Consider the following 12,658-nt stretch of genomic DNA (forward strand, 5'->3'; position numbering starts at 1 on the left):
GAGAGCTTAGCGGTTTTTCCGCGTCGTCATGCTTCAATGTACTCATTATTGAAAAAAAACTTTGATAGCTCCAATCGTTTAATGCTATGGTTTTGATAGATTATTTCTATCAAGCAATAAAAGCGAATCGTATGTCATGAATATCCGAGATTTTGAGTATCTGGTTGCGCTTGCAGAGCACAAGCATTTTCGAAAGGCAGCGGAAGCCTGTTTTGTGAGTCAACCGACGTTAAGTGGGCAAATTCGTAAGTTAGAAGATGAGCTAGGCACGACCCTTTTAGAGAGAAGTAGCCGACGTGTATTGTTTACTGACTCTGGTTTGCAGCTGGTGGAGCAGGCGAAACGCATCTTAAGTGAAGTGAAAACCTTTAAAGATATGGCGAGTGGTCAAAGTGGATCGATGACTGGCCCTATGCATATTGGCTTTATACCTACGGTTGGCCCTTACTTATTGCCAAAGATCGTGCCTCAACTAAAAGAAGAGTTTCCAGAGCTTGAATTGTTCTTGCATGAGGCGCAGACCCATCAACTGGTCCGTCAGTTAGAAGAAGGAAAATTGGATTGTCTTGTTTTAGCATCAGTAACCGAGACTGCACCATTTAAAGAGATTGAGGTTTACAGTGAACCCATGAGTGTCGCCGTCCCTTGTGGCCATGAATGGGCAGAACTCGATCATATTGATATGCTTGAACTCAGTGGTAAAACGGTATTGGCACTTGGTGATGGTCATTGTTTGCGAGATCAGGCTTTAGGCTTCTGCTTTGCAGCCGGCGCCAAAGATGATGAACGTTTTAAAGCCACGAGTTTGGAGACATTGCGTAATATGGTGGCAGCAGGAGCGGGCATTACGCTATTGCCGCAGCTTTCGGTTCCAAAGGAGAAGGAAAAAGATGGGGTTTGCTATGTACCTGCTGTGAACCCTGTGCCATCGAGAAGTATCGTATTAGTTTACCGTCCTGGTTCACCACTGCGTGCGCGTTTTGAGACCTTAGCAGCGAAGGTTAAAGACATTCTTGGCTCGCAAACCGCGTCTATAGCGGCATGAACAGTCAAAAAGTAGATAAGAATAGGGAAGCCTCTGGTTTCCCTATTCTTTGTTAAGCGATTAGAACAACTCTTCTGTCTCACCACTGCCTGTGGAGTAGATACTATCTTCGAGGTGATTGCCGGCGTACTCTGTAGGCTCAGTCCCTTTTTCAAAGTACTCAAACATCGATGTACCATCCACTTTGTGAGTTAACAGCCCGCTGTCACGGTCGATACGTACGCGAACAATATCATCAGGGATGTTCTTACTTTGTTGTGGTGTGCCCTCTAGTGCTGCGTGCATAAAGTCAATCCATGCAGGCTCTGCGGTTTTTGCGCCAGACTCTGCTCCAGAGATCTGGTCTTGACCTAGATTGCTGTTGATGGTTGTACGGCCAAGTGTGCGCGAGTGGTCATCGAAACCTACCCATGAAATCGCCACGATGCCTGGCCCGTAACCATTGTACCAAGTATCTTTAGAATCGTTGGTGGTACCGGTTTTGCCTCCAATGTCACGGCGATCAAGTTCTTGTGCTCGCCAGCCTGTACCATTCCAACCTGTGCCATCTTGCCAACTGCCACCACCCCAGATGTTGCTGTACATCATTTCACGCATTAAGAAAGCATTTTGCTCTGAAATAACCTGTGGTGCGTAATTAGGCTCATTGCTTTCCAATGTATGATTTGTGTCGGCGTTGTCTAACGCGACATCTTGTTCACCAAACTCTGTGATGAACTTATCCTCTGCTTGCACACTCATTTGAGGGCAATTTTTCTGACAAATTGTTTTTGGATTGGCTTTAAATAGCACCTCACCGAACGGGTTCTCAACATGATCAATGTAATACGGCTCCACGTAATAACCGCCATTGGCAAACACAGAATAGCCTTGTGCGACTTTCATTGGTGTTAAGCTGCCTGCACCGAGGGCGATAGTCTCTGAACGAGGAACCTCATTGATGTCAAAACCAAAACGGGCTAGGTACTGGCGCGTCTCGTCTAAGCCAACTTCACGTAACGTACGAACAGCCATCACGTTTTTTGATTGTGCCAGGCCTATGCGTAGACGCGTTGGGCCAATGTATGTTGGTGGTGAATTCTTTGGACGCCACGCCGAACCTGAGCCCTCATCCCATTTATTAATGGGGGCATCGTTGACGAGTGAAGCGAGTGTTAGACCTTTGTTTAATGCTGCAGAGTAGATGAACGGTTTGATACTCGAACCGACCTGACGCACAGACATGGTTGCACGGTTAAACTTACTGTGTATGAAGTTGAAACCACCAACCAGAGAAAGCACCGCACCGTTCTCTGGATTCATTGCCACAAAAGCCGTATTCGCATTTGGTACTTGGCTCAATTTCCAATGGGTTGTGATGGTGCCTTCTTTATCGGTGGTGTTGATTGCACGCACCCATACTTGCTGACCTGCGGTTAGGATCTCTTTTGCAGATGTTGGCGCAGGCCCTTGACGCTCATCGGTCAAAAACTTGCGTGCCCAGTTCATGCCAGTCCAAGCGATAGTCTGCTCATTGTTGTTCTTCACCCAAACTTGTGCCGATTTATCCTCCACTTTGGTGACAACCGCAGGGTATAGCTCTCCGTAAGTTGGTTGCGTTTTCAGGTGCGTTTCAATTTGCTCTGTATTCCACGCTTCTTCTCTGGCTTTCCATAAGGTTTTCTCTGCACCTCGGTAACCGTGACGCTCATCATAAGCCAATAGGTTATTGATAGCGGCTGTATTTGCAGCATCTTGAAGTTTTGAGTTCACTGTCATGTAGATGTTTAAGCCCGAAGTGTAGGCTTTTTCCTCACCATACTCATTGACTGCCCATGAACGTGCAAGCTCAGCGACATATGGGGCGGAAAGTTCAATTTCAGCGCTGTGGTAGCGTGCTACGATAGGCTCAGAACGAGCTTGGTCATATTGCTCTTGAGTGATGTATTTCTCATCTAGCATGCGCATCAATACCACATTACGACGATTGGTTGCACGCTCTAATGAGTAGATCGGGTTCATGGTCGAAGGCGCTTTTGGCATGCCGGCTAACGTTGCAATTTCACTCAATGTCAATTCATTTAGGCTCTTACCGAAATAAACCTGAGCAGCTGCACCAAAGCCATATGAACGATAGCCAAGGAAGATCTTATTCACATACAACTCCATGATCTCTTGCTTAGATAGAAGCTGTTCGATGTGGATTGCAATAAAAATCTCTTTAATTTTTCGCATGATCTTCTTTTCATTCGATAAGAAGAAATTACGAGCTAATTGCTGAGTAATAGTACTCGCACCTTGTTTTGCTGAACCAGAAAGCGCCACAACCACTGCAGCCCGTGTAATACCGATCGGGTCGATACCTGGATGCTCATAAAATCGGCTATCCTCGGTCGCGATCAGTGCGTGAATTAAATCTTGTGGAATTTCGTCGTAAGTAACAGGAATACGACGTTTCTCGCCAAACTGTGCGATCAGTTTTCCATCTTGACTAAACACCTGCATAGGTGTTTGTAATTCAACATTTTTTAGAGTTGCAACGTCTGGCAATTCAGGCTTTACATACTGGTAGAAGCCGAAAATTGTGGTGACTCCAAGAATTATGCAAATCAATGTTAAAAATAGTAAACGCTTTATGAACTTCACCGGAGAATCCCTGATTGGTTGAGGCTGTATAACGGCAAACCCTTGTACTCTTAGGTTAAAAATTTAGCACATAGAGATATTAACTCTTATTTAGATGCTAATCACAACCTTTGCACGAAGAAAATTCTCTCGATGCTAAGAACAACTTTGCACGATTGAATATCGGATCGAGAGTAGAGATGGATAAGCTATTAGTTACTGGCATAGATATCGGTCATAACAGCCTCAAAGCCGTGGTACTTAAACCCAATGGCAACAGTTACGCCTTATTGGGCTACAAAGAAATATTACTTAAGGAAGGTATTGTCGCTGAAAATAACATCATAAATCATCAAGAATTTGTAAAGACCCTAAAAGAGATGAAAAAAATGTTTCCTTTTGGCGCTCGACAAGTGGCTATTTCTGTTCCTGACAATGCAGTGATCAGTAAAACGTTGCCAATTGAACACCACTTGGATGAAAGTGAAAAAGAATTTGCCATCGTCCGAGCTTTTTCACATCAATCGCCATTTCCTGTGGAAGAACTGAGTCTTGATTTTGCTTTAGTTGAAGTCGCAGAACAGGAACGAGGCATAGATAGTTATCGACTCTTTGCAACGCGTAAAGAAGTGGTAGAAGCGCGAGTTGGTGCCGTTCAAAAGTCAGGGTTGAGAACGGTGCTGGTGGATGTGCACTCGCAAAGTCTTGGGCACATTTGGCAGTTGGCTGCAGGACGCTTTCCTAGCAGGAGTGCGTATTGTTTACTTCACCTTGGAGAAATGAGCAGTTCATTCACCATGTTTACTGAGCAAGGCGAGCTCTTTCATAAAGAGTTTGTCTGCGGGACCCGCAACGTCAGTGGAGTGAGACACGATGCCCTCTCTGAAAATAATGAACAAGGGATGGCTGAGTCGTTTAACTGTCACATGATCGAACATGTGAAGCGTCAAATGCAGTTATACAGCTCGATGAATGGTTCACAAAACATCCAAGGTATCTGGCTGTCTGGCGAAGGGGCGACCATGCCAATGATCGCTGAAGCTCTGTCTGAACAACTGGCACTAGAGTGTGAGTTGCTCAACCCTCTTGGTTTATTTGATATGAAAGTGCCTAAGCGCAAGCGTGACACCGCGGACTGGCCGCGTTTCACTGCGGCTGCGGGGCTTGCTGTGCGTGGGATTCAGTGGTTAGGAGGTAAGAATGTTGTATCACATTAACCTTCTTCCTTGGCGCGAACGCCAGCGTGAGGCACACCGTCGTCGCTTTGTCGGGCTAGTGATTTTAAGTGCATTAGTGGCAGGTGGTATTCAATGGAGCATTGGCCAGTACTACCAGTATCAGCAAGATCAGCAGCAGCAGCGCATCGATTATTTAGCACATTATATTTCACTACTAGATCAACGAATGAAAGCGATGAAGATCGCCGAGCAAGAACACGACAAGATCTTAGGACGCTTGAAGGTTGTTGAAGAACTTCAACGCGGGCGAAACAAAACGACGGAGTTCATGAATTTGATGCCTTCCGTGATCCCGAATGGTGTGTACGTCGATAAGATCAAGATGAACGATTATGAGATAGAGATTTCAGGCATTTCCGATAGCACGCCGCGCTTGGCAACTATGCTGGATAAGATGGAGAGGTCGGCCAAGTTACTCGATGTAGAAATGCATTCGATTGTTCACGGTAAAGTGCGCTTTGGTAAAGAATTTCAGGCCTTCAAAGCCTCCTTCTTGTTTAAAGAGCCTCTTCAACAGACAGGAGGTCAACATGGCTAATTGGTCAGATCTAGAATTTGATGAAATTGCAGAGTGGCCATTACATCCTCAGTTGGCTGTCATCTTATTAATGGTGTTGTTCATTCAGGGCTTTGGCTATTGGTTTTATCTTATTCCCGAAGAGCAACGCCTTAATAGCCAGATCCAAGAAGAGCAAGCCTTAAAAGTGGCACTCAGAATCAAAGCAAATAAAGTTGCAACGTTGCCTCAGCTTCAATCGCAGTTGGATGAGCTCACCACGCGCTACAAAATGCTATTGCAACAACTGCCAGTGCAGAAAGAACTGGCAACCATGCTGGCCTCTATTAATGAGCTCGGTATTGATAACAAGCTGACGTTTACCAGTATTGAGTGGGGGGAGAAACAGTCCGAGCACTTTCTATACCGTTTGCCACTCAATATTGAGCTGACAGGTGATTTTCATGATATTGGCCGTTTCTCCCAAGCTATTGCGACGCTGCCTCGTATCATTACATTTACCGATGTGACGTGGCAGCGAGTCAGTCAAGAGAGCGAAGCTCTGCATTTTCGCGTAAAGGCGAACACTTACCAGTTCAAACCTGAGGAAGCGAAAGTTGAGAAATAAAACTTTGCTGATGATAGGTATTGCTATTGCCAGCGTATTAGTTGGGTGCCAAGCCAATGATGAATCATTGAGCGATTTCATTCGTGGTGTAGAAGAGAAAGCGCGTCGTGATGCGGAAAAACTGAGGCCAGCGGAGAAATATCGGGTGGTCGCTTATGATCCCATGGTGATGCGAGCCCCATTTGAGCTACCGAAAGAAGCCATTATTGCGACTCAACCCGAGGTTAGGAAAGATTGCTGGCAGCCTCCGGCGAGAAAGCGTACCGGAAAACTGGAACGCTTTCCTCTTAGTCAGTTGCGTTTAAAAGGTGTGATGGGTGTAGATAACAATGTTTCAGGGCTTGTGCAAGCACCAAACGGCACCGTTTACCCCATTAAGCCGGGGCAATATCTTGGGCGCAACAATGGCAAGGTTACCCATGTATCCCAGCGTTATTTAACGATTAATGAAACCCTGCCCGATGGCTTAGGGTGCTGGCAAAAACGCAAAGTTAAGCTGGCTTTGAGATAGATATAGCTGTATTTATTTTTTGATATTGAGTAATGAAGATGAGACAAGGATTTCCGAGCCTACCAAAGAAGCTAACTGGGCTTTTTACTTTCTGGCTGCTTTTACTTTTAGCGCCTTTAGCTCACGCTGAAGGAGGACAAGCTAATGCACTAAAAAGTATCGATTTTCGCACTAACAAAGACAAAGATGCGATCATTGTAGTCGAACTGGCCTCTCCAGCAGCGATAGTGGATATTAAGCGCGTCCAGGAAGGGCTGAGCATTGATTTGCTCAACACTTTAGTGGCAGATGAACAGCTTTATCTGCTTGATGTAAAAGACTTCTCAACCGTAGTTGAAAGTGTCGAGGTCTTTCGTGAGGTTTCGGGCACACGTTTGCAGGCGTATATCGATGAAGGTTATACCCATGATTATCGGCTCTCTGGGCGTTATCTTGAAGTGACGGTTAGTAAGTTAAAGCCGAATGAAAAAGTGCCAGATAAGAGCATCTTAGATAAGCAAGGCAAGCTGATTTCGATTAATTTCCAAGATATTCCTGTGCGTAACGTATTGCAATTGATTGCCGATCATAATCAATTCAACTTGGTGGTGTCCGATTCGGTCGCCGGTAATCTGACCTTGCGCCTTGATGGTGTAGCCTGGCAACAGGTATTGGATATTATTTTGCAGGTAAAAGGGCTAGATAAACGCGTTGATGGGAATGTGATTTTGGTCGCGCCAAAGGATGAGCTCGATTTACGAGAAATGCAGCAACTGGAGAAACAAAAACTCGAGCAGGAGATGGGCGAACTATCATCGGAAATCATCAAAGTTAATTTCGCTAAAGCATCAGATATTGCAGAGATGATCAATGGCGAGGGTAACATTAGTATGTTGTCTGAACGCGGAAAAATGACGATTGATGAGCGTACTAACTCACTCTTGATTCGTGAATTACCTGAGAACATTGCCGTTATCCGAGAAATCATCGAATCGCTGGATATTCCCGTTAAACAAGTACAAATTGCAGCCCGAATTGTGACTATCTATGAAGGCAATATGGATGAACTGGGTGTTCGCTGGGGCTTTACCTCAACCAATGGCAGCAATACTGTCGGAGGTTCAATTGAGAGTAATTTAGCGACCATTGGCCTCTACGATGCTGGCGGTAGTGAAGGTGAAGACGCTAGTAGCAGTGCCGGTATTGATGACTTCCTGAATGTGAATTTAGCTGCGACCAATCCGAGTGCAACCAGTATTGCTTTCCAAGTGGCAAAGCTGGGCTCTGATACCTTATTGGACTTAGAGCTTTCTGCGTTACAACAAGAATCGAAAGCAGAAATCATTTCTAGTCCGCGTTTAATCACTACCAATAAAAAACCGGCTTATATCGAGCAAGGTACAGAGATCCCATACCTAGAATCTTCTTCAAGTGGTGCGACTTCGGTAACGTTCAAAAAAGCGGTGTTGAGTTTAAAAGTGACGCCGCAAATTACGCCAGATAACCGCTTAGTGTTGGATTTAAGTGTGACGCAAGATAGGCCAGGGCAAGTAGTAAAAACGGGAACTGGTGAAGCTGTGGCTATCGATACTCAACGTATTGGAACTCAGGTATTGGTGAACAATGGTGAGACTGTGGTACTCGGTGGTATTTTCCAGCACAACATTACCAACGCTGTTGATAAAGTGCCTTTATTGGGGGATTTGCCGCTATTGGGGGCGCTTTTCCGTCGCAGTTATGAAAATGTAGGTAAAAGTGAGTTGCTGGTTTTTGTCACACCCAAAGTCGTAATCCAGTAACGCTTAATCAGTAAAAAAAGCGATTAGATCAAAAATAAAGTTGCATTAGTGGCACCATGCTTGGATAATTTCGGGTCTTATCACGAATTATCTGTGAGGAATTGGTGTCACAAGCCTTGTTGAATAGCAGTTTGGCTGTGTTTTCTTGTGACGATCTTATTGAATTAACGTTGTAAAAATACCGCTAAATATGGCTGAGAAACGTAATATTTTTCTTGTTGGCCCAATGGGTGCCGGCAAAAGTACAATTGGTAGACATCTCGCACAGCAGCTGCATATGGAGTTTGTTGACTCTGATACAGTGATTGAAGAACGCACAGGCGCAGATATCTCTTGGGTTTTTGATGTAGAAGGTGAAGAAGGCTTCCGTAAGCGTGAAGAAGCGGTGCTTGAAGACCTAACTCAAGAGCAAGGTATCGTGCTAGCAACAGGTGGCGGCTCTGTCATGAGCAAAGAAAACCGCAATCACCTTTCAGCTCGTGGTGTTGTTGTTTACCTAGAAACGACTATCGAAAAGCAATTGGCACGTACTAACCGTGACAAGAAGCGTCCTTTACTTCAAACGGATAAACCTCGTGAAGTATTGGAGCAATTGGCTGGTGAACGTAATCCTCTATATGAAGAAGTGGCGGATTACACCGTTCGTACTGACGACCAGAGTGCAAAAGTGGTAGCCAACCAAATCGTAAAAATGCTAGAAGAGAGATAAGCAATTATCTTTTTTAATTGGAGGCCCCGATGGAACGGATTACGGTCAATCTAGCAGAGCGTAGCTACCCAATCTCTATAGGCGCCGGGTTATTTGAGGACCCGGCGTACCTTTCTCAAATTCTCTCAAATAAAAACGCAAACCAGAAAGTGGTCGTGATCAGTAATGTCACGGTTGCACCTCTGTACGCGAATAAAATTCTTAACCAACTGAAGCAGCTTGGCTGTGACGCCTCTTTACTTGAGTTACCTGATGGCGAGCAATACAAAAGCCTAGACGTATTTAACCAAGTCATGAACTTCCTATTGGAGGGAAGTTATGCGCGTGATGTGGTGATTATCGCATTGGGCGGTGGTGTGATTGGTGATCTCGTTGGCTTTGCTTCAGCGTGTTATCAACGCGGTGTGGATTTCATCCAAATCCCTACGACATTATTGTCTCAAGTTGACTCATCAGTTGGTGGTAAAACGGCTGTTAACCACCCATTAGGCAAAAATATGATTGGTGCTTTTTACCAGCCAAAAGCCGTAATTATCGATACCAATTGTTTGTCGACATTGCCAGAGCGTGAGTTTGCTGCGGGCATCGCAGAGGTCATCAAGTATGGCATTATTTATGATGGTGCATTTTTCGATTGGTTGGAAGAGAACCTCGATCGTCTGTACGCCCTAGATGAAGAAGCCCTGACTTACGCGATTGCACGTTGCTGTGAAATCAAAGCAGAAGTTGTCGCGCAGGATGAGAAAGAAACCGGTATTCGAGCATTGCTCAACCTTGGTCACACTTATGGTCACGCGATTGAGGCGGAGCTAGGCTATGGTAACTGGCTACATGGTGAAGCGGTTTCTTCAGGTACAGTGATGGCAGCAAAAACATCCCATCTCCGTGGGTTGATTTCTCAAGCGCAGTTCGATCGAATTGTTGCAATTTTGCGCCGCGCTAAATTGCCTGTACACACCCCAGAAAGTATGACATTTGATGACTTTATGGCGCACATGATGCGTGACAAAAAAGTGCTATCTGGTCAGCTTCGCCTAGTGTTACCAACGGGTATCGGCAGCGCAGAAGTCATCGCGGACACACCTCAAGACGTGATCAAACAAGCCATCGACTTTGGGCGTGATATTTGATTTAGTCATGCTGTTTTAGGGTGTCATTTTTGTTGTTGATTAGGGTTTTTAAATGAGTTTCGCTCACGTACTGGAATTGGACTCTCAAATTGAATTGTTGGATCGATTGGGTTTACTGACCAATTTTGGGTCCAACCTGATTGCGGTTAATGGTCATGCCGGTTACGGAAAATCATGGTTAGCACAACGATACCTTGAGCTCGGTGCAAGCAATAAAAATCAATGTTTGTTACTGTGTCGAACTAATCAAGATGATGTGCAGCATCGTACGCTTATTTTGAACCAGATTGTTTCTGATGCTCTTTTTAATCAACAAGATAGATTGATTGATAGCTTTGTGCGAATTATCGGCAACGACTCGTGTGATATCGCTATTGTGGTCGATGACGCTCACTTGCTGAGTGAAACTCTGCTCTCAGAACTTTGGATATTGGTGTTAGAAGCACAAGCGAATCCAAAGTGGAAAATAAATGTCGTACTCTTTACTATCGCTGGAAAGATAGAGTCGGTTCTCGCGCGCCTTAGTTATGGGCAAGAGTTAAAGCCAGTTGAATTAGACATTGAGATGCTCTCGGAAGTGGAGGCGCGTCGATTTTTTGAATCTTTAGTGGTTCGATACGTGGATGATGATGCGGAAAAACGCGTTCGAGATGCTTTTAAAAAAGTTGAACCTGTTCCAGGCGACATTATGGCGTTAGGAGGGATGAAAATGGAAAAAAGGATTATTATCCGCTCAATGGTCGGATCATCGCGTAACATCGCATTGCTTGTGTTGGTGTTATTGTTACTGGCAGTAGGTGGCTATTGGTGGATGTATAATCAACCAAGTCCAGAGGAAAAAGCGCAGCAAATGACAGGCAGTTTGGAGCAAACAGCGATCCCAACGTTAACCGAGCCCGAAGTCGAATCAAGTGTCGGTGTATCGGTAGGTACGTCGATGGAAACGGATGCTGATAGCCACTCTGATCTGTTTAATGTGACCGATGACTCGGACGCATTACCACCTGTGGTGACTGGCGAAGTTGCAAGTGTTGGCTCTGAAGAGGCTCAACAGCGTGTGGTCATTGAATCTGATGTGGTCGATGCTTTGCTTGAAGGTAAGCCTGAGCATGCGAATACGGCTAAAATCGACGCCGTTGTTAAAGCGTCCGATGCTTCATTACAAAGCAGTGCCAGCTCATCATTGATTAAAGTGGTTGAGGCGGAAGATAGTGAGACGTCGGTAGGATCGGATTCAGACTTGGCTTCGCGTCAACCGGTGCTGAAGTTTTCGTTTGCTCGTGAAGAGTTAAAGGCTTTGTCTCCAAGAGCCTATACTTTGCAGCTTGCTGCCATGACATCAATGGAAGATGTTCAAGTATTTTTAGATCTCCATCAGCTCAATCACCAAGTGCGCATTTACCCAACGGTTCGCAGTGGTACAGAGTGGTATATAATTACTTATCAAGATTACCCGACCATTCAGTTAGCGCGTGACGCGGTTGAAGGACTGCCTGATTCACTTAAGTCGGTGAGTCCTTGGGCAAAATCCTTGAGTCAAGTACATCGCGAAATTGATCGCGTGAAATAATCCTGAGCTTCGTCGAAAAATATGTTACATTCCGCAGCCTTAATTTTTGGTCGATAGATAGAGCAGTAGATGAAAAAGCAACGAGCCTTTCTAAAATGGGCGGGAGGAAAATACGGTCTGGTTGAAGACATCCAACGTCATTTGCCACCGGCTCGGAAGCTAGTTGAACCTTTTGTTGGTGCTGGTTCAGTATTCCTGAATACCGACTATGACCAATATTTGCTGGCAGACATCAACCCCGACCTAATTAACCTCTATAACCTGTTGAAAGAGCGTCCTGAGGATTACATCTCAGAGGCAAAGCGTTGGTTTGTCGCAGAGAATAATCGTAAAGAAGCGTACCTGAGTATTCGCGCTGAGTTTAACGGTACCGACGATGTGATGTACCGTTCCCTTGCGTTCCTTTATATGAATCGTTTTGGTTTTAATGGATTGTGCCGTTACAACAAAAAAGGTGGCTTCAACGTACCGTTTGGCTCTTACAAAAAGCCTTACTTCCCAGAAGCCGAGCTTGAATTCTTTGCAGAAAAAGCGAAGAAGGCGACATTTGTCTGTGAAGGTTACCCTGAGACATTCAGCCGAGCGCGCAAAGGCAGCGTGGTTTACTGTGATCCACCCTACGCACCGTTGTCGAATACGGCGAACTTTACCTCATATGCCGGTAATGGTTTTACTCTTGATGACCAAGCAGCATTGGCTGACATTGCAGAGAGAGCTGCAACTGAACGTGGTATTCCCGTTCTGATTTCAAACCACGACACGACATTAACGCGTCGCCTGTACCATGGTGCAGAGCTTAATGTGGTTAAAGTGAAGCGAACCATCAGCCGCAACGGCAGTGGACGCAATAAAGTAGATGAGCTGCTTGCTCTGTTTCGTGCCCCAGATACGGATAAATCTGACTCCTAGTTCTCACACTATTGTCTCTAAATAGTGGATCTCCCCACTG

11 protein-coding genes are annotated in these 12,658 nt (G+C 45.2%); 10 read left to right on the forward strand and 1 reads right to left on the reverse strand.

Annotation, left to right across the window (positions count from 1 at the left end):
• The first annotated feature begins 136 nt into the window (after nucleotides 1-136).
• Nucleotides 137-1,045: a DNA-binding transcriptional regulator OxyR gene (gene oxyR / locus AK965_RS17485; RefSeq protein ID WP_099080811.1), complete on the forward strand. Its 909-nt coding sequence runs from the start codon at nucleotides 137-139 to the stop codon at nucleotides 1,043-1,045.
• A gap of 60 nt (nucleotides 1,046-1,105) precedes the next feature.
• Here oxyR and AK965_RS17490 read toward each other — a convergent pair whose 3' ends face one another.
• Nucleotides 1,106-3,670 (reverse strand): penicillin-binding protein 1A, encoded by a 2,565-nt coding sequence (locus AK965_RS17490; RefSeq protein WP_099080812.1) that lies wholly within the window; start codon nucleotides 3,668-3,670, stop codon nucleotides 1,106-1,108.
• A gap of 179 nt (nucleotides 3,671-3,849) precedes the next feature.
• Here AK965_RS17490 and pilM point away from each other — a divergent pair, with 179 nt between their 5' ends.
• The 9 genes from pilM (at nucleotide 3,850) to AK965_RS17535 (ending at nucleotide 12,618) form a co-directional block, all read left to right on the forward strand.
• Nucleotides 3,850-4,866 carry a type IV pilus biogenesis protein PilM gene (pilM, locus tag AK965_RS17495; protein ID WP_099080813.1) on the forward strand — a complete coding sequence of 339 codons (1,017 nt, stop codon included), beginning with the start codon at nucleotides 3,850-3,852 and terminating at the stop codon, nucleotides 4,864-4,866.
• Nucleotides 4,850-5,425, forward strand: coding sequence for a PilN domain-containing protein (locus AK965_RS17500; protein WP_099080814.1), 576 nt, complete (start codon nucleotides 4,850-4,852; stop codon nucleotides 5,423-5,425). The genes pilM and AK965_RS17500 overlap by 17 nt, the downstream gene beginning before the upstream one ends.
• Complete coding sequence (locus AK965_RS17505) at nucleotides 5,418-6,011, forward strand: type 4a pilus biogenesis protein PilO (RefSeq protein WP_099080815.1); 594 nt, start codon at nucleotides 5,418-5,420, stop codon at nucleotides 6,009-6,011. The genes AK965_RS17500 and AK965_RS17505 overlap by 8 nt, the downstream gene beginning before the upstream one ends.
• The gene (locus AK965_RS17510; protein WP_099080816.1) at nucleotides 6,001-6,522 is read left to right on the forward strand and encodes a pilus assembly protein PilP; all 522 of its coding nucleotides are present in this window, start codon (nucleotides 6,001-6,003) and stop codon (nucleotides 6,520-6,522) included. Before AK965_RS17505 ends, AK965_RS17510 begins: the two co-directional genes overlap by 11 nt.
• 32 nt (nucleotides 6,523-6,554) lie before the next feature.
• The gene (locus tag AK965_RS17515; protein WP_172438183.1) at nucleotides 6,555-8,300 is read left to right on the forward strand and encodes a type IV pilus secretin PilQ; all 1,746 of its coding nucleotides are present in this window, start codon (nucleotides 6,555-6,557) and stop codon (nucleotides 8,298-8,300) included.
• A 190-nt stretch (nucleotides 8,301-8,490) separates the two neighbouring features.
• A complete protein-coding gene (aroK, locus tag AK965_RS17520) occupies nucleotides 8,491-9,009 on the forward strand; it encodes a shikimate kinase AroK (RefSeq protein ID WP_099080818.1) in 519 nt (172 codons plus the stop codon).
• A gap of 29 nt (nucleotides 9,010-9,038) precedes the next feature.
• Nucleotides 9,039-10,139 (forward strand): 3-dehydroquinate synthase, encoded by a 1,101-nt coding sequence (gene aroB, locus AK965_RS17525; protein WP_099080819.1) that lies wholly within the window; start codon nucleotides 9,039-9,041, stop codon nucleotides 10,137-10,139.
• A gap of 52 nt (nucleotides 10,140-10,191) precedes the next feature.
• Nucleotides 10,192-11,709, forward strand: a complete 1,518-nt coding sequence (locus AK965_RS17530) for an AAA family ATPase (RefSeq protein ID WP_099080820.1) — start codon at nucleotides 10,192-10,194, stop codon at nucleotides 11,707-11,709.
• A gap of 69 nt (nucleotides 11,710-11,778) precedes the next feature.
• Nucleotides 11,779-12,618 carry a Dam family site-specific DNA-(adenine-N6)-methyltransferase gene (locus AK965_RS17535; protein WP_099080821.1) on the forward strand — a complete coding sequence of 280 codons (840 nt, stop codon included), beginning with the start codon at nucleotides 11,779-11,781 and terminating at the stop codon, nucleotides 12,616-12,618.
• Nucleotides 12,619-12,658: the final 40 nt, after the last annotated feature.

This window comes from Vibrio sp. PID17_43 (genome assembly GCF_002608565.1).
GTDB lineage: Bacteria > Pseudomonadota > Gammaproteobacteria > Enterobacterales > Vibrionaceae > Vibrio.